This window comes from Paenibacillus donghaensis, from assembly GCF_002192415.1.
GTDB lineage: Bacteria > Bacillota > Bacilli > Paenibacillales > Paenibacillaceae > Paenibacillus_AQ > Paenibacillus_AQ donghaensis.
Genome location: NZ_CP021780.1, coordinates 6,798,789 through 6,814,953, shown reverse-complemented (window position 1 = coordinate 6,814,953; position 16,165 = coordinate 6,798,789). Strand labels below are relative to the sequence as shown.

The 16,165-nt window shown below is 48.5% G+C and carries 18 protein-coding genes; 6 read left to right on the top strand and 12 right to left on the bottom strand.

Annotated features, from left to right (window positions below; genetic code table 11):
- Window positions 1–104 precede the first annotated feature (104 nt).
- Window positions 105–551 (top strand): hypothetical protein, encoded by a 447-nt coding sequence (locus tag B9T62_RS30910; RefSeq protein WP_087918773.1) that lies wholly within the window; start codon window positions 105–107, stop codon window positions 549–551.
- Window positions 552–714: 163 nt separating this feature from the next.
- Window positions 715–2,187, top strand: coding sequence for a malate dehydrogenase (quinone) (gene mqo, locus B9T62_RS30905; protein WP_087918772.1), 1,473 nt, complete (start codon window positions 715–717; stop codon window positions 2,185–2,187).
- On the opposite strand, the gene B9T62_RS40320 is transcribed toward mqo, so the two are convergent.
- From B9T62_RS40320 to B9T62_RS30890, 3 genes are read right to left on the bottom strand one after another with little or no spacing between them, the layout of a single operon-like run.
- Window positions 2,179–2,763: a hypothetical protein gene (locus B9T62_RS40320; RefSeq protein ID WP_211296371.1), complete on the bottom strand. Its 585-nt coding sequence runs from the start codon at window positions 2,761–2,763 to the stop codon at window positions 2,179–2,181. The two genes, mqo and B9T62_RS40320, sit on opposite strands and share 9 nt — an antisense overlap.
- Entirely contained in the window at window positions 2,705–4,132 is a 1,428-nt protein-coding gene (locus B9T62_RS30895; protein WP_087918770.1) for a M56 family metallopeptidase, read from the bottom strand. Before B9T62_RS30895 ends, B9T62_RS40320 begins: the two co-directional genes overlap by 59 nt.
- The gene (locus tag B9T62_RS30890; protein WP_087918769.1) at window positions 4,129–4,518 is read right to left on the bottom strand and encodes a BlaI/MecI/CopY family transcriptional regulator; all 390 of its coding nucleotides are present in this window, start codon (window positions 4,516–4,518) and stop codon (window positions 4,129–4,131) included. The genes B9T62_RS30895 and B9T62_RS30890 overlap by 4 nt, the downstream gene beginning before the upstream one ends.
- A 210-nt stretch (window positions 4,519–4,728) precedes the next feature.
- Here B9T62_RS30890 and hprK point away from each other — a divergent pair, with 210 nt between their 5' ends.
- Window positions 4,729–5,646: an HPr(Ser) kinase/phosphatase gene (gene hprK, locus B9T62_RS30885; protein ID WP_087918768.1), complete on the top strand. Its 918-nt coding sequence runs from the start codon at window positions 4,729–4,731 to the stop codon at window positions 5,644–5,646.
- 252 nt (window positions 5,647–5,898) lie between these two features.
- On the opposite strand, the gene B9T62_RS30880 is transcribed toward hprK, so the two are convergent.
- The 3 genes from B9T62_RS30880 to B9T62_RS30870 are packed head-to-tail and all read right to left on the bottom strand — an operon-like array spanning window position 5,899 to window position 7,388.
- The gene (locus B9T62_RS30880; protein WP_087918767.1) at window positions 5,899–6,483 is read right to left on the bottom strand and encodes a DUF4411 family protein; all 585 of its coding nucleotides are present in this window, start codon (window positions 6,481–6,483) and stop codon (window positions 5,899–5,901) included.
- A 19-nt stretch (window positions 6,484–6,502) separates the two neighbouring features.
- On the bottom strand, window positions 6,503–7,006 hold the full coding sequence (locus tag B9T62_RS30875) for a hypothetical protein (protein ID WP_087918766.1): 504 nt from the start codon (window positions 7,004–7,006) through the stop codon (window positions 6,503–6,505).
- 25 nt (window positions 7,007–7,031) lie between these two features.
- Entirely contained in the window at window positions 7,032–7,388 is a 357-nt protein-coding gene (locus B9T62_RS30870; protein WP_087918765.1) for a PEP/pyruvate-binding domain-containing protein, read from the bottom strand.
- A 70-nt stretch (window positions 7,389–7,458) separates the two neighbouring features.
- On the opposite strand from B9T62_RS30870, the gene B9T62_RS30865 reads away from it, so the two are divergent.
- Window positions 7,459–7,731 (top strand): hypothetical protein, encoded by a 273-nt coding sequence (locus B9T62_RS30865; RefSeq protein WP_087918764.1) that lies wholly within the window; start codon window positions 7,459–7,461, stop codon window positions 7,729–7,731.
- 14 nt (window positions 7,732–7,745) lie between these two features.
- On the opposite strand, the gene B9T62_RS30860 is transcribed toward B9T62_RS30865, so the two are convergent.
- Complete coding sequence (locus B9T62_RS30860) at window positions 7,746–9,410, bottom strand: histidine kinase N-terminal 7TM domain-containing diguanylate cyclase (protein ID WP_087918763.1); 1,665 nt, start codon at window positions 9,408–9,410, stop codon at window positions 7,746–7,748.
- 453 nt (window positions 9,411–9,863) lie between these two features.
- Window positions 9,864–9,989, bottom strand: coding sequence for a hypothetical protein (locus B9T62_RS41920; protein ID WP_425436614.1), 126 nt, complete (start codon window positions 9,987–9,989; stop codon window positions 9,864–9,866).
- 183 nt (window positions 9,990–10,172) lie between these two features.
- On the opposite strand from B9T62_RS41920, the gene B9T62_RS41915 reads away from it, so the two are divergent.
- Complete coding sequence (locus tag B9T62_RS41915; RefSeq protein ID WP_425436711.1) at window positions 10,173–10,376, top strand: hypothetical protein; 204 nt, start codon at window positions 10,173–10,175, stop codon at window positions 10,374–10,376.
- Window positions 10,377–10,443: 67 nt separating this feature from the next.
- Here the strand turns inward: B9T62_RS41915 and B9T62_RS30850 are convergent, their stop codons facing one another.
- The 3 genes from B9T62_RS30850 to B9T62_RS30840 all read right to left on the bottom strand — a co-directional run bounded on the left by B9T62_RS30850 (window position 10,444) and on the right by B9T62_RS30840 (window position 14,478).
- Complete coding sequence (locus B9T62_RS30850; RefSeq protein ID WP_087918761.1) at window positions 10,444–12,432, bottom strand: FAD-dependent oxidoreductase; 1,989 nt, start codon at window positions 12,430–12,432, stop codon at window positions 10,444–10,446.
- A 131-nt stretch (window positions 12,433–12,563) separates the two neighbouring features.
- A complete protein-coding gene (locus B9T62_RS30845) occupies window positions 12,564–13,406 on the bottom strand; it encodes a MerR family transcriptional regulator (protein WP_087918760.1) in 843 nt (280 codons plus the stop codon).
- Window positions 13,407–13,611: 205 nt separating this feature from the next.
- Complete coding sequence (locus B9T62_RS30840) at window positions 13,612–14,478, bottom strand: SDR family oxidoreductase (RefSeq protein ID WP_087918759.1); 867 nt, start codon at window positions 14,476–14,478, stop codon at window positions 13,612–13,614.
- A 97-nt stretch (window positions 14,479–14,575) separates the two neighbouring features.
- Between B9T62_RS30840 and B9T62_RS30835 the strand changes: the two genes are divergently transcribed.
- Window positions 14,576–14,782 (top strand): hypothetical protein, encoded by a 207-nt coding sequence (locus B9T62_RS30835; protein ID WP_087918758.1) that lies wholly within the window; start codon window positions 14,576–14,578, stop codon window positions 14,780–14,782.
- A gap of 195 nt (window positions 14,783–14,977) precedes the next feature.
- On the opposite strand, the gene B9T62_RS30830 is transcribed toward B9T62_RS30835, so the two are convergent.
- Window positions 14,978–15,772, bottom strand: coding sequence for an AIM24 family protein (locus B9T62_RS30830; protein WP_087918757.1), 795 nt, complete (start codon window positions 15,770–15,772; stop codon window positions 14,978–14,980).
- Window positions 15,773–16,165 lie beyond the last annotated feature (393 nt).

Below are 16,165 nucleotides of genomic sequence, written 5' to 3'. Positions count from 1 at the left end.
CAAAATATGGAAATACGGGGACTGGCATCTGCTCACAGGCTGTTATACAATACCGATTAGACAGGGTAAGTTACCTGCAATAAGGGCTAACCGGAGGCTGGGAGATGACAGATACAGTGAATAAAGTGAAATTATCGCAATGGGATGCGCTTTTGGTAGAATCGCTGCGTTCCCTCGGCTGGTCGGATGAAGAGCTGCTGCGCAGAGTCGCGTCAGGTGAGCTGCCGGTCGACGAGAGCGAATACCATTTTGAATATGCGCAGCTGACCGTCCTGGCGGGTGAGCAGCCGGAGGTGTTCCAGCAGGCGGTAACCGGCGGCTATCAGATCAAGTACAATACCATTCGCGGTATCCGCAGCTGGATCTCCATTGCCCTGGGCAAGCAGGCCGAGCTGGAGCTGGAGGAAGGCAAGGAAGCAGCGGAAGTGGCTCTGAGCGAAACCGAGGCAAGCCAGCTGGAGGCTGTGCTGTCTTTCGGTTGGCGGATTACCGGCGGTCCTGCCGGTGCGGACGTCACCGGGGTATACCGAATCGAGCCTACACGAAGATAAGGATAAAGGCCCGATTAGCTTGCCATAGAGCTAACGGGCTTTTTTGACTATCAGATATAGCCTAACTATTATATAATAGTAAAAACTTTAATTTCTCAATAATAATGTTACACTACAATTAGTTATATTTGCCCCAGAATATCCTAACATAAGGATGGTATAAATGAGCAGACAAACTAAAACAGACGTTATCTTAATTGGTGCCGGAATCATGAGTGCTACGTTGGGGTCCATGCTGAAAGAGTTAGCACCGGACTGGAACATCACAGTATTTGAGAGACGGGCAAACGCAGGAGAGGAAAGCTCGAATGAATGGAATAATGCAGGAACGGGGCATTCCTCCCTGTGTGAGCTGAACTACACCGTCGAGCAACCGGATGGATTGATTAATATTAGCAAAGCCATCGCAGTGAATGAGGAGTATCAGACCTCCAAGCAGTTTTGGTCGTACCTGGTAAACAACGAGCTGATTCGTAATCCGCGGGACTTTATCGTGCCGGTGCCTCATATGAGCTTTGTACAAGGCGAGCAGGATGTGCTCTTTTTGAAGAGACGTTTTAAAGCGCTTTCTAACCACCCGCTGTTTCAGGAAATGGAGTATTCTGATGATCCGGCAAAATTGATGGAATGGATTCCGCTTATGATGAAAGACCGGACCAATACACCGATAGCGGCAACCAAAATCGAATCCGGAACGGATGTTAATTTCGGCGCTTTAACGCGCATGTTGTTTGCCCACTTAAAGAGCTCAAATGTGGATGTGAAATTCAATCATAATGTGGATCAGATTAAACGTACTAAGGGCGGCTCGTGGGAATTAGCAGTGCGGAATATAGAGAGCGGTGCCGCTGAACGTCATACTGCAAAATTTGTCTTTATCGGTGGTGGGGGAGGGAGCCTGCATCTGCTGCAGCAATCGGGCATTCCTGAAGGAAAAGGGATTGGCGGATTTCCGATAAGCGGACTCTTTATGGTATGTAAAAAGCCGGAGATTGTAGCCCAGCATCGTGCCAAAGTATACGGCAAAGCTTCGGTTGGTGCTCCTCCGATGTCGGTCCCGCATCTGGATACTAGAGTGATCGACAATCAGGAATCGTTGTTCTTTGGACCGTTTGCCGGCTTCTCCCCCAAGTTTCTGAAATTCGGTTCCATGTTTGATTTGATCACTTCTGTAAAGACGCATAACCTCTTGACGATGATGGCCGCAGGTGTAAAAAACGTATCCTTGACCACTTACCTGATCAAACAAGTTATGTTATCGAAAGATAAGCGTATGGAGGCTTTGCGGGATTTCGTCCCGAATGCCCAAAGTGAGGATTGGGATCTGCTGGTGGCAGGCCAACGTGTGCAGATTATTAAAGACACGGCTGCCGGCAAAGGCACGCTTCAATTCGGCACGGAAGTGATCAGCAGCGCCGATGGCTCGATAGCGGCATTGCTCGGTGCTTCCCCAGGGGCTTCTACCGCCGTTTCCGTCATGCTTGAGGTGATCCATAAATGCTTCCCGCAGCATATTGAAGCGTGGCAGCCGAAATTACAAGAAATGATTCCTTCTTATGGTATGTCACTATCGAATAATCCAGCTCTTATTCAGGAAATTCAAGCTTCAACAGCACGGGCACTTGGCTTATCCTAATTCCTCAAGAGGAGCAGACACCAGAGCCTTCAGATTCGCTTCCTGGTTCTGATCCATACCCAAAAAGATGGCGGCATAATAAATATCTTCCTGCTTCCACAAGTAATAAGTTTGGCTCTTAACCTTCGTCGTGCCGTTGCCGGAATAGAGAGGTCCAAAGTAAAGATGACTGTTATCAGTGTAAGCTGAAATTTCGATCCCGTTCATCTCCAGCTTCCGAATGTAGGTGAGCTTGGCTGCATCGAAGAGTGGAGCTTGGCTCTGATAAAGCGAGAGCTCGTCGTTCAGGTCATAGATTGGGGAATCGTACCTTGCTCGATAAGAATTCCACAAGGCATCCGAGCTTTGTCTAAACGAAAATCCGGTGTTCTGATCTCCAGCCTTCAGCAATGTCGAGTTAATCAGCGTTAGCCCCTTGCCTTGCAAGGCGAGCGGAAACTTCACCTTAAAGCCGAGAATATCCTTCGCTTCGAGCAGATCCGTCTCATCGTATAGAGGAAATGAATTGCCCTCCCCGTCATAACGGACATGCTGAATCTGCTGCGGGGAGGCAAAGGACTGCACCATTTTGGCCAACTCGTCCCAGCTCGATGATTTGCTCTTCATCTGTGCCGAAATGGGTTACATAAGTGATGTTTGCCAGGTCATTGGTACGATTGACGTACTTCTGAAGGACATCAACGTTCTGGAGTTGATAACCATCGGGCAGGTAATCGGACACCTTGAAGTCGAAATCAGCAAAAGCGGTCGCCCGGTCCAGATTGTTAAACCATTTAGCCCAATCATTAATCCGTGCAATCTTAAAGGAGGAAGCACTATTCTCAGCTGAGCCGGCATTCGAATCTGCAGCCGGAGCGGCACCGCCTGCCGGCTCTGACACCATGGTGAAAATAACGGCGCTTATAAAGAAAACCAGGACAACAGCGGCGATGGATAACTTGTAAGACCCTTTTTTGAAGCTCATGATCATTGTAATTCTCCGTTTCATTTCATTCTTATGGACAAAAAAAGGCGTAAGATGGACTTGAAGGGAGGACCTTCGGGAACTTAACCGTGACAGCATGAGGAGTGTCGTGCCGTAGGATGTAGATTCCCGCTCACCAAGCACCTCGAGTACGCCCGCGTCGCAGGCCACCTCCTGGTCGGCTTTCATTCTCTTCATGGCGAACCACACGAGTGGATTGTACCAGTGAATCAGGACAGCCAGCGTCCACAGGAAGTTCACCCACAAGTCTTTCCGTTTATAGTGAGCCAGCTCATGCAGCAGGATGTGCGTTAGCTGCGCTGAATCGGTAATGGCTACGAGATCCTCCGGCAGATATACGCCCGGCTTCAACAAACCATAAATGAACGGACTATGAAAGCTGCTTGTCTCATAAATAGGAATGTTCCTTTGGATACCCAGCTTGGCCTTGCACGCCTCCAGAATGAAGAGGACCTCTTCGTTCTCAAGCTTACGCGCCATAGCAACTTCTTTTCTGAATCGCAACGTTACGGATAGGTAGTATAAACCCAGAGCCAGAATTCCTCCAAGCCAGCTGATCGCCAGCCAATGGCTTGGCCCATAATGGGCTGTTTCAGAGCTAGCCATTTGAGGGTGTGCAGCTGTGTTAGTAGAGCTTGGTTCCTCTGTCTGATTCGATATAGAACTGTAACTAGGATTGATTTCCTCACTAGGTTCCGAGGGAGCCCTTGATCCGAGCGTTGTTCCCAAATAAACCTGGTCATGAATCGTCTGCGGCAGCAGATTGAACAGGCTGACAGGGCTGTGCGGAGCTATAGGAACAAGCAGCCTAATTAATGCGATCACCCACAACATATGGACGATTCGAGCGCCAAGGCGCTTGTTTAACGGCTTCCGAAGTAGTAGCAATAGCAGAATGATCACGGAAGATGCCAGGGATGCGGTCAGCAGGAGGGAGAACATCGATTCGATCAGCTTCATGTGCTGGAATCGCCTTTCTTCTTGTTCTCCAACAGCTGTTGAAGCTCCTCAATGTCTTTCTCCGAAAGTTGCTCTTCTTGAAGAAATTTTGCACACATCAATCCGACAGCCCCGTTGTAAACCCTGTCCAGAAAAGAACGATTCTCGGTTTGTAAGTATTCATCGTGCGAAACCAGTGGATAGTAGATGTAGTTCCGGCCGGATTTTTCGAAACGAATCGCCTTTTTATTGTGCAGCCGGTTCAGGAAGGTTTTGATCGTCTGATCTGACCATTGCATCTGCTGCTTCAGCTTGATTATGATCTCGTTAGCGGACAGAGGTTCTTTCTCCCAGAGGAGCTTCATCACTTCACATTCTGCTTCGGTAATGTGGGGGGATGCGTTCATTAGCTTCACCTTTTTCAACCAAATTTGTTTACGGACGTAAACGTTAAATTGAGTTTACAAGTGTAAACGAATTGTGTCAAGCAACCATTGAATCTACCGGACTCAAGAAAGGTTAGCAGGAATCCCCACATGGATCGTTGAATATAACCGTAAGCATATCAGCGAAATCTAGCGTATTCGGATGCGCCTTAGCCGCAGGAGGAGAACAACATGAAGTCTATTACTGTTCAAAGTCTTACGGACACGTTCCATTTGGAAGTGTTGGCGGGAGCCAGCCGTATGGACCGCGAAATTACCCGCTCACGGACGCATAGACCGGGGCTGGAGTTTGTCGGTTATTTTGATTTTTTCCCGATGGAGCGGGTGCAGGTACTCGGCCGTAAGGAGATTAACTATTTATTAACGTTAAGCGTAGAGGATCGTATGCTGCATATTGGCAATATCGTCAAATATCATCCCCCGTGTTTTATCGTAACGGCAGGCCAACAAGAGATCCCTTACTTGACTCTCTTTTGTGACCAAGAGGGGATTCCGCTTCTGCGGACGGGGGACACAACGAACGAGTTTATTGCCAAGCTGGACAGCTATCTGGTGAAGACACTGGCGCCGGAGCTGTCGATCCATGGCGTGTGCGTGAACGTATCAGGTATCGGCATTCTGCTCAGAGGAAAGTCCGGGATTGGCAAAAGCGAGACTGCGCATACGCTCATCAGAAGAGGCCATCGGTTCGTAGCAGACGATATTGTGGTGCTCAAGAAGCTGGGTCCGGCGACGCTGCTCGGCACGCACAATGAGACCACACGCGAATTCCTTGCACTGCGCAGCATCGGCCTGATCAATGTGGTACGCCAATACGGACGCAAGGCCTTTCAGGACGAGACCCGCATCGTGCTCGACATTGAGCTGTCTCCATGGCGGGAGAATTCGCTGAATAATGAGCTGGAGCTGGTCCCCCAGTTCACGGAATATCTCGGCGTCCAGATTCCGCATATCGAGGTCCAGCTTCAGCCAGGACGTGACGTAGCTGGACTGATCGAGGCCGCGGCGAACAATTGGTACCTCAAACAGCTTGGCTACAGCGCCGCTGAAGAGTTCATGAAGCGGATCGAGAATGGGATGCAGTCGTAAGCGCAGGAGATTAATTTTATGGCTAAATATCTGGTTTGAGAGAAAAGGCCATCCCGCAAGGGATGGCCTTAAATTGCTTATTGTTCGCTTGAACACATCTTTACCCCACATGCCTATACATTTAGATCCCCATCGATAACGCCATCACGCTACATTGGGAACAGCTGGTTGAATCCCGTGAGGCTATTTGGATGTATAAAATAGAGGTGTGATTAGGGACGGCTAAATTTACTGGGAACAATTATTTTTGATTTAAGGCTGTAAGGCTTCCAGTTTCGACTGAATGGATAAATAAAAGGGGTCTACCTCGATGGCTGTCCTTGCTGCTGAAGAAATCTCAACGTAACGTTTGTTCAGAAAGTCATAAAGCTTCTGTTCTCCTGTTTCGCAGAAGACGGAGTAAGTAATAAAGTCCTTTATGTTTGCAGTTACCAGGATTGCATCATTTAGGTAGGCATCAACGAGTATTCGTGCGTCAGAGGCACGTAAGTAATCTATTTTGTAATGAGGATTTTTGAAGATGCTGTTGAACTTGTTAGAACGTATGTAATTGCTGAATTTCCGGAGTTCATGCTCAAGGTCAACCGAAAGGTTGGCACTCACCGGTAAGTATCCCTCGAGCATGTCACAGATAATACGTTTGCTTCTATCTTTAAGTGTATGCATTTGAACTTCAAGTTCACATTTCACTTCTGCACTAAGTAAAATGATTGATTGCCCATCCAGAACTTCTTTTCTAGCAGTAGTGAAAAATTCCTTAGCCGCTTTTTGATAAGCTGCATTATCATCGTTGTGCATGTAACGAAAGAGATTGGAGTCCAATAAATACGCCGACATTTATTCCTTGATTCCCTCCTTATGTGCTGCCATAATCGGTAGGACCCTCGTTATCCCAAAGTGCCAGAGCATGATCGGCAATTTTTTTTGAACTCTCTATCCCTTCTGTTCTATCCCTTACAAAAGCCTCCCAGTTCGAGAGCTTCATAAATGGTTCCGGTTTAATTCTCCAGGTACTATTCTGACCAGCTACCTGTTCAGCTTCCCATTTGCCGTTTGCACAATGACGACGTACAACTTGAGGAACTAGGCCCGTGAGTTTGCTAACGTCACGAACAGATAGATAATCCGGAACGCTTGGAGTTTCAGATGTAGAGTCAAAGAGGGTTGTTGGATGAAGCGAATGAATGGATTCGTCGACTTCTCTAAGGGTTTCTTCTGAAAGAAGCGGTACGATTTGTGCTTCTCGAAGACGCAGTTCAGATTGAAGCAGTCTTATTTTTGCAAGTGTAATTTCAGCTTCGCTGTTCAGACGTCGTTCAGTCATTTGCGGTAGAGTTACATATTTTAGAACTTTAGACATATCGACCAACCTCCTCACCTCCATATTAGCATATAAATTCCCAGAAACGAAGGAACCAATAGAACCTTTGGAACTTTAATTTCAGTATATGTATATTACTCCTCTTTAAACGTTGTACCTCGAAAAAAACCTTTACCCCCTGATAAATAATCTTATCCTCGGGACCCAGCAGCTCGGGAGTGATAAGACCGCTGACCACCGCTTCACCAAGGCCATATCCGGCACTGATCATGACTTCCTCGGTGTTCTCATTCACAGGGTTGGCAGTAAACATGACACCCGCAGCTTCCGCAGGGATCATAGCCTGAACGACAACCGCCAGATCTACCTTAAGATGTTCGAAATCCATGCTCTTTCTATAAGAGATGGCCTGAGTGGCCATGAATCCTTACTCAGTTCACTTAACGGCTTAGTATAGCTGGATATGATATAGTCTCCTTCATAGACTGGGAGTGGTATTCTTCGAAACCACGATAATAAATATTCAAACTAACGGTGTAAGATTAATCAAAAGCAAGCAGAGCATCTTCCAGACACTTGCCAATGAGGTGGCGAAGGAAGCGCTGCAGGCGGCAGAGCTGGAGGGCGATTGGAAAGAACAGCTGTATCATTGTACCGGCAGCATTCGTAGCGCCTTAAGCAAATATCCGTGTTCGTCTCAGCTGCTGATGAGAACCTTGCCATCTGATGAGGTCTGGATTCCTGTTCAGCGTAAGAAGAGTTGATGCCCAAGGCCACCTTAAGGGTGGCCTTTACTATATACAATGCGGTTGCGGCCTTCATGTTTGGCTTCGTATAGGGCTTTATCAACTGATTTGAACAGATCATTCAGGTAGCTTGTAGCTTGCCTGGCGGTATCGGCTGAGAAATCATGGATCGCTAATAGTCCAATACTGATGGTAACCGATAGAGGCTGATCTATATTTTCGATAACCATCCTATTCGATTCTATGCTGGCTTTGACTTGCTCCGCTATGAGCTGCGCTTCTGCATGCTCTGTATTGGGCAAGTAGATGATGAATTCCTCTCCGCCATAACGTGCCAGAATATCAGTGTGCCGCAGCGTTCGCTTCAGAACCTCGACTGTACCGCAAATTACAGCATCGCCTGCCAGATGACCGTAGTGATCATTAACCGATTTGAAGAAATCGATGTCCAGCAGCAGAATGGCAAAGGGCTTGTGAGACTCCCTGTTCTTCATAAGCTCATTCTCCAGCTGTTGGGTCAAATAATGACGATTATAGCAGCCTGTCAGGCTGTCGGTTATGGCCATTTTCTGGAGCTTGTGATTGGTCTCGAACAGCTCGGCTTGTACCCTGATCAAGGATTCATTTCTTTCCTGCAGACTGATATTCTGCTGATTCGTCTCATTAATCAACCGCCGCAGCTCGGTGATATCCTGAAAGGTGACGATCCGTCCAACCCGGCTGCCGCTAACCAGGATAGGTGCAGCATGAATGTGAATATACCGCCCGATCGCAGGAAGGAGCAGCTCGATTTCAGCGGTCTCCAGTGGGCGTTCCCGGTAACTGTCCAGGAAGGATTGGAGGGTGGCAGTGGTATAACGTAAGATACCTGCCATGTCGAAGCAGTCACCGATCTGCAACTGTAAAAGAGGAGTCAGAGATTGATTAACTTCGATCACGATTTCATGATCATCAAGCACTAGAATCCCATATTCCATCGTATCAATAATATCCTGATGCGCGATGGTTACAATATCAAATACCTTGTCACGGTTAATGGTAATCACGAAAAAGATAGCAGAGAGTAAGATGCCAAGAGAAGTCATCCCCGGGATGACCGGCAGATAATCGTCCAAGACCACATTCAGGAATATATCCGCCATAACGCAGGCCGTCACCGCCACAATGCCTTTGAGCATGAAGATGACCTGATTCTTGATCCGGGGAGCCTGATCGGACACCAGTGCGATATAGATGATATACAGCGAAACTATGGCATGTACAATGAGAATGGATATATTGACCCAGAAAATAGGTCCATAGGTTCTTTCGATATACCCGCCGTTCACAGGACGGACGAACCAGCCGTTTGGATTAAATATCACTCCCAGCGATGTTAAAAGTGCAGGCACAAACAGTCCAATCAACACTTTTTGGCGCAGAAATTGCGATTGGCCGGTAAGAAGAATCGTGAACCAAATAAAGCCGGTAGTCAGGAGAGCAGCATCCACAAAGGCAAGCTTCACATAAAACAACTGGTACGTCGGGTTTTCTATGGTTTTTATGGCGAACTGGCAATAGGGCCATAGCATCATGGAGATGTGGAAACCCAGATACACCTTGTGCAGGTTCGTGATCGTAACGGAAACAAACATGTATAGAAGCAAAGCAAACAACATAAAGCACAGAATCAAATCAATCCATGGTGCTAACCCCAATATATTACACCTTCTTGCTATTATTAGTAATTCAAGAAATTATGTGGGTCTAAGGTCTTATATCATGTTTTTAATATATAATTTGCCTGTGAAGAATACAATGTTTTTAGAGAGATATGCAGATTTTGTGGTCGGGTAAACAGCCTTGTGGATCAGAGGTTCTATTTGCCACAATGAGAAGGGGATAGCGGAGGTCGTAAGTGTATTTCGTACAGCTATATTAGCGGATTAGGCGGCTAGAGGGCATGTAACTGTATTCGGTACAGTTACATGCCCTCATTTTGACGTGCAGCGGCGTTTGGGAGAATAATAGCTGTACGGAATACAACTAAACTCGTTTTTGGCGGAAATATTGACCTAATAGCTGTACTAAATACAGTTAGGGGCAGGAAATGCGTTGGTATGGCTCCGTTCTTGAGGTGCAGAAACAATGCAGGTTATACCTGTACATGCTCATTCATGAGTCTTGCGGTCTGGAGGCCAGTATTGATACAGCACTTGTGTCCTTTTATCCTCATAGCCCAGAAGCGCGAGCTTCTGGTACATCTGCTCCGCCAGCGACAGGCCTGGCACAGCCATGCCCATTTCTTCAGCCGGAGTCCGGCAATGCCAAGCGCTATCAGATGATTCTTGTATTCCAACATCGCGGGCAAGATCACCCGGAAATTCAAACGGATCAAGACATCCGAAGACAGCCTGCTCCATAATTTTCATATTCTGACCAAACTTACGCCCACCGAACTGGAGGTGCTGGATCTGCTTATGAAGGACTACAGCCGCCAGGATATTTGCCGTGTACGTCATGTAGAGCCGTCTACGCTGAAATCCCAGATCAACAGTATTCTGAAGAAATTCAACAAAAACAGTGTGCAGGAGATCCTCCCTGTATTGCGGGAATTGCATATACCCCAAATCCTCTCCCAGCGCAAGGGAAGTTTACCGTTACAATCGCCTACGGACACTTAAAAAAGGGGAACCCTAAGGCTCCCCTTTTCGTTGGCCCCCTTACCGGAGCCTAGAAATGTTACAGTATTTACTTCGCCAGAGCGTGGGCTGCTGCGTCCTCACCGCCCAGACGCCCGGAAGTGAAGGAGTAGCCGATCCCGACACCGTTTCCGACGTAGGTATCATTAAAGAGCACACCTTCTGATTCCAGACCCACGGCATACAGACCTTGGACAGGCACACGTTTATCGTTCAGCACCTGAAACTGAGTATTGACAAGCAATCCGCCTACAGAACCCAGATTGTTGATCTCAGCTATAATGGCGTAATAAGGTCCACTCTCTCCCATAGGGAGCAGGTATTCCTTAGCCTTGCCGAATTCAGTATCGACTCCGGTTCGGGTCGCCTCCTGATAGCTGTTGAATGCATCTGTGAATACAGCGGCATTCAGCCCGGCGTTGCTGGCCAGTTCTTCAATGGTGTTGCCCTTGTAGCCGTCACCGTTAACTACCATGGAGTCGAACACCTTATCGGCATCCTTCCAGGGATTGTCCAGCGTGAACTGCTCCGCGAAGGGCTGGTAGAATTCCGGCGGCATTCCCGGCAGGGCAGGTGCTTCTACACCCTTCATCCCTTTAGCCTTCAAAGCATCAATCTGGGACTTGGAGATGACAACCAGATGGTAGGGACCGTTGAATGCGCTGGTATTGGCCGCTGCTACGGAAGAAAGAGTGGAGGCTTCATCCCGGAATCTGGCCCCGGAAGAGCCGACATTCATGAAGTTGGGCAGATAGGTAAGCATCAGCGGATAGCTGGCCTCAAAAGGCTCGTATTGAGTCTTCAGCTTCTCCGTGGCTCTCGCCAGTGTCTGATGCAGCATTTGCCCGCCGAAATTGTCCGGAACCTTGGCTCCGGCTGCCCAGGACATTTCCAGACCTTCGCCGATATTCTGACCCAGCCCTCCATTTACGCCTTCGAAGCCGAAGGCGTCACGGACCATTTCCTTGTTGGCGGCGTATCCGCCGGTGGCCATAACAATGCTTGTCCCCGTAATTTCCAATGAAGTTCCATCGGCTTTCTCGGCCATAACGCCTTGCACTTCTCCGTTACTGCCTGTAATCAGCTTCTTGGCGGTAGCTTCTGTAATGACCTGACCGCCGTGTTTCTCCACTGATTCTGCCAGCATGGCGCGCAGCAGCTCCTGCCGGGTGTCATATTCGGGAAGCATATGCAGCTGTTCGCCGCCCATGTTAAGGAATGTGGTTGTGTAGCCTTTCTGACTCAGCCAATCATAGGTTTCCCCGGATTGGGTCACATATTGACGGATTGCCGCTGCATCCACTCTCCAGTGATTATTGACAATCCAATCCGAGATTTCCTTCTCGACATTGATCTTGAGTCCGCTGCTGACAGCGGCTGATGAATTGTAGAATTTACCTGCCCAGGACAAGTTGCTTGCCCCGCCAATCGTGGCCGTTTTCTCGATAATAATGACCTTTGCACCCTTGTCTGCGGCTGAGACAGCCGCAGACACACCCGATGCTCCCGCGCCCACAACAATTACGTCTGCCGAGAGCTGCTCTGTTTGTCCTTGGCCTGCTTTGACAACTGTTCTGGATTTGAACGCTCCGACGTCTCCGCCAGCCTGCTTAAGCGCATCTTCGACAGCGCTCAGGATAGCTTGGCTTGATTCTGAGGCACCGCTGACTGCATCAATCGACAGGGTCTGGCCTGAGAGGATCTGATCCGTTACTTTATTCATCGCTTCAACACCAATACCGGCTGTTTCATTCTGGCTGATGATCTGGATATCGGTAATCTGCTGCTTGTCGTCCATGGTAACTTCCACCTGAATCTTGCCATCCTTGCCGTCAGCCTCCGCCTTGTAAGTTCCCGCTTTATAGGATGCTGGAATCTCCCCGGAATTGGCGGACTGCTGAGTAGCCTCCGGAGCCGCCGAAGGCTGCTTCGAGGCGGCCGGTTCGGCCGAATCGCTGCTGCAGCCGCTTATTATGGACAGCATCATAACCAAGCACAGCAACAACATGAGCATTCTGGTTAATGGTTGTTTGCGCATTTCTTTTCCCCCTGTGTCGTAAGTGACTACTCCTATTTCTCTTTGCCGGAGCGTCCTGAGTACGACCAAAGCTTAAACCTTGGTGTAATACCAAGGTCAATGAATTATATGTGAAATTTTTCTCATACTATTCAACAAAAAGTGTTAAGGGGGCGCTCCGCAGGCAGATTCACGGGAATATTAATTTCCAGATATGTTGTGTTAACGGTACCAACATGCTCCGTAAAAAGAATCTTGCCGTAAATATCGCCCGTAAGGGTATATCCGTTCTCGCGGGCGTAGTCCAGCATGAATTGGAAGGCCGCCCGCTCAAGATTCTCCTTCCAGCAGGTGACGATGACGGAGGAGATGCAGGCCGCAGGCTGAAGATATTCGATGCAGTCGTTCAGGCATACGTCCAGCTTCTTCTGATCGCTCTCCAGCAGCGCCAGACCCCAGCTGTAATCCAGCCCCCCGTCCACGCAGATATGCTCTGGGTTCTTAATCAGGAAGGAATAGAAGGTGAAGGGAAGCAATTCCATCCAGCTGTGAACCGTTCTTCTAAGACGGTCCTTTTGCAGCAGTTGATTCTTATCCGTCTGCTGAATTCTGTAGATGCCCGGCATCTGCCTGATCCGGCAGGTGCCGAAGGACTCGCTAATAAGCTTCAGCTCATCGTGGATCTCGCTTATCTTCTCCAGCAGCATCGTGCTTCGTTTAATCTCTGCCTCCAGTTGCAGCTTGGCGGTGTCAATCGAGGTTACCACCTGCTTGGAAGGTGCATCATTAATCAGCTCTGTCACGCTCTGGAGCGGAATCTGCATACTCCGGTACCATCTGCTTGAGAGCAGGTTTCGGGCATCCAGATCATTGAAATAGCGGTAGTTATTATGCTCAGTCTTAACCGGACGGATAATGTCATGTTTCTCATATAATCGCAGGGTGTCAGCCGTTACTCCAAGAATGGATGCGAATTCTCCAATGGAATATTTCATGTGAAGTCCCCCTTGTCTTGTAGAAATTTGTCTATCACTCCCTAGAATATCATATCTGCGGAGTTCTACGAGGCATAGAAGGGACATTTGTAGATTTCACAAAAAAACTGCCCTCCGTCCGTATAACCGGACCCTGAGGGCAGTCTCTTCACAAGCGCAAGGCCGCCTGTACAAGCGGCCAGCCTTGTCTGCTTCCATATGCTTCTTAAGCTTGCAGTGAATTCAGCATGTCTTGCACACCTTCGGCAAGCGGAGTGGCCGGACGCTGCAGCAGCTTCTCCAGGTCGCCGCTCTCAATGTCGAGAGCGCCTTCGCGGATTGCGGCCTGGATGGCCACTACAATCGGAAGGGCCGCTTCTGGCACCCCTGCACCTGCCATAATGTCCGAATATGCGGCATCATCGACCTGCTGTACCGGGACTTCCTTGCCCAGCACTCCGCCGACAATGGCTGCCAGCTCTTCTTGGGTGAGCGGCTTGCCGGATAATTCGTACACCTGATTCTCCCGTCCTTCTCCGCTGAGCACCGCTGCAGCCGCTTCTGCATAATCACGACGTGTAGCCCAGCCGACCTTGCCAGCTCCGGCTGAGGTCAGCCATGGGGCTCCAGCCAGAACTGCCTGGATGGTGCCCAGCTCATTCTCCAAGTACCAGTTGTTGCGTAGGAAAGCATACGGAATACCCGATTCACGGATAAACTCTTCTGTTGCACGGTGAACCGGAGCCAGGAATAAGGAACTCTCGTCCGCATGTCCCACACTGGTGTATACAATGAAGCCTACCCCTGTGCGGACAGCGGCATCCACTGCCGCTTTATGTTGGCGGATCCGCGTGTCATTGTCGCCGTCTGAAGAGATGAGCAGCAGCCGATCTACACCGGCAAAGGCGGTATCCAACGTTTCGGGCTGGTCGAAATCGCCATGCCGCACGTCCACTCCCTGGGCCTTCAAATGTGCAGCTTTCTCCGGGTTTCTTACACTTACCGCCAGATTATGGGCGGGTACCGACTTCAGCAAAGCTTCTGCTACAAACGAACCGAATTGTCCGGTTGCTCCTGTTAATGCAATAGTCATCTTGACACCTCCGCTTGGATTTACATACCTGTACTCTTGAAATTGAGATGATTATTCTATCTGTAACCATTGTAGTTACAATTGGGGGGATTGTCAAATGCTTAAGAGGAATTCCTGGCAGGGCAGATCTTCACTTATCCTTCCATCTGGATGGCTTGCCTATTCCACATCACCAGATGTGCATCCATGGTTCAAGCCGGACACCATGCACATCGCCAAGTTTATCAATCAGCAAGTGTTCGATTATGACGGACTATGCGGCCGTCTGCGTTCGTCGTCCTATACACCTGCCCGGATGCTCTGAATTACGATTTGATGATGAAGGAGCTTCAGCACTTATTTGAACGGAACCAGCAAGAGGACAAGGTATTTTTTGAATATGAGACGGAAGTATATTGGGGCGAGCTTTAACACGGCGGGCTGTGCAGAGCAAAGAGCCGATCGCTAAGGGCGAACGGCTCTTTATACGGTATGGCGGGGTCATACGATGCCCGGTATCTCACTGTGTAGCTGGATCAAACAGACTATTTCTGTAATTCATAAGTGGTGCCAGCCACACCATGCCGGTGCCCCGGTATACATTGACCAGACCCTCACCGGAAGCGGCAGAGCCCATGCGTGTTTTGCCCGATTTCTCGACGGTGAAGTCGAGGGAGTTGGACCACATTAAGGCAAAATTGCCATCGACCTTCAGCACATCATTCTGCAGATCGACCACAATGGCCTCTTCTGAAGGAACAGGTGCCTCCAGTGCCAGAATGCCTTTCCCCTTGGCACTGAGGCTAAACAGTCCTTCGCCGCCAAGGGCGGCAGAGGACAGGTTCTTGCGTGCGGCGACAGCGACATCCAGCGTAGTTTCGCATGCCAGGAATAAGCCATCCTCCATTACAATATGGTCGTTGTCGACATCAATTAACCATATATATTTATAGGTGGTTTCCAGCAGGATCGTTCCCGTACCTTTATAGAGCGGTTTGACTGCACTGGTGCCGGTCGCCGCGCCGGCTATAATATTACGCATCAAACCGCCGACCCCCTTGATGCCTGAGGTCATTTCAATATTGCCAATCATATATTGCATCGCTCCGGCGCTCAGCATCACCTCGCTGTTGTTCAGCTCCACCATCAACTGCTTGTTGCGCATATTGCTTTTGCTCATGAAGAAGTTAGCTTGCGCTTCCGACATGGTGGTACTGCTTAAATCCTCTTTGTATTCGATGACCGAAAATCCGCCAAGCTGTTCTTTAATTACAACATTGTTGTTATCCTTCAAGTTATGGATCGTGAAAGCCATAGTAATTAGTCCTCCTTGGCAGGCAATATTGTGAAGGAAGCGTTCCTTCAACGCCTACATATTCGACGTTAGAGGCTGGTTTCCTTTAGATTGCACGGGCTCCCCTATGCAGCATTAATTATGTTGTGGGGGAGAGAATCATGGATACTTATATAAATATTAATAGAGATGATAGAAGTTTGCTCAAAAAACCGCCAACTCAGAGGGCGGTTTTTTAATTACTCGCACTTTCACTTGAGAGTACGTGGGCACAAATCGAATTAGGTATACATGATTAGATACTGCATTATTTCTATATTATATTATTTTTGCATAAAAAAGACTTAATTAGTGATGTTTCTCACATAATTAATTGGTGAAATAAGGAAAAATGTTATAAAAGAATCTAATTTT

Coding starts and splice junctions, on each gene's coding strand:
- B9T62_RS30910 (WP_087918773.1), top strand. CDS start 105: ATGACAGATACAGTGAATAAAGTGAAATTATCGCAATGGGATGCGCTT.
- mqo (WP_087918772.1), top strand. CDS start 715: ATGAGCAGACAAACTAAAACAGACGTTATCTTAATTGGTGCCGGAATC.
- B9T62_RS30895 (WP_087918770.1), bottom strand. CDS start 4,132: ATGAAGCTGATCGAATCGATGTTCTCCCTCCTGCTGACCGCATCCCTG.
- B9T62_RS30890 (WP_087918769.1), bottom strand. CDS start 4,518: ATGAACGCATCCCCCCACATTACCGAAGCAGAATGTGAAGTGATGAAG.
- hprK (WP_087918768.1), top strand. CDS start 4,729: ATGAAGTCTATTACTGTTCAAAGTCTTACGGACACGTTCCATTTGGAA.
- B9T62_RS30880 (WP_087918767.1), bottom strand. CDS start 6,483: ATGTCGGCGTATTTATTGGACTCCAATCTCTTTCGTTACATGCACAAC.
- B9T62_RS30875 (WP_087918766.1), bottom strand. CDS start 7,006: ATGTCTAAAGTTCTAAAATATGTAACTCTACCGCAAATGACTGAACGA.
- B9T62_RS30870 (WP_087918765.1), bottom strand. CDS start 7,388: ATGGCCACTCAGGCCATCTCTTATAGAAAGAGCATGGATTTCGAACAT.
- B9T62_RS41920 (WP_425436614.1), bottom strand. CDS start 9,989: ATGGCTGTGCCAGGCCTGTCGCTGGCGGAGCAGATGTACCAGAAGCTC.
- B9T62_RS41915 (WP_425436711.1), top strand. CDS start 10,173: ATGAAGGACTACAGCCGCCAGGATATTTGCCGTGTACGTCATGTAGAG.
- B9T62_RS30850 (WP_087918761.1), bottom strand. CDS start 12,432: ATGCGCAAACAACCATTAACCAGAATGCTCATGTTGTTGCTGTGCTTG.
- B9T62_RS30845 (WP_087918760.1), bottom strand. CDS start 13,406: ATGAAATATTCCATTGGAGAATTCGCATCCATTCTTGGAGTAACGGCT.
- B9T62_RS30840 (WP_087918759.1), bottom strand. CDS start 14,478: ATGACTATTGCATTAACAGGAGCAACCGGACAATTCGGTTCGTTTGTA.
- B9T62_RS30835 (WP_087918758.1), top strand. CDS start 14,576: ATGCTTAAGAGGAATTCCTGGCAGGGCAGATCTTCACTTATCCTTCCA.
- B9T62_RS30830 (WP_087918757.1), bottom strand. CDS start 15,772: ATGGCTTTCACGATCCATAACTTGAAGGATAACAACAATGTTGTAATT.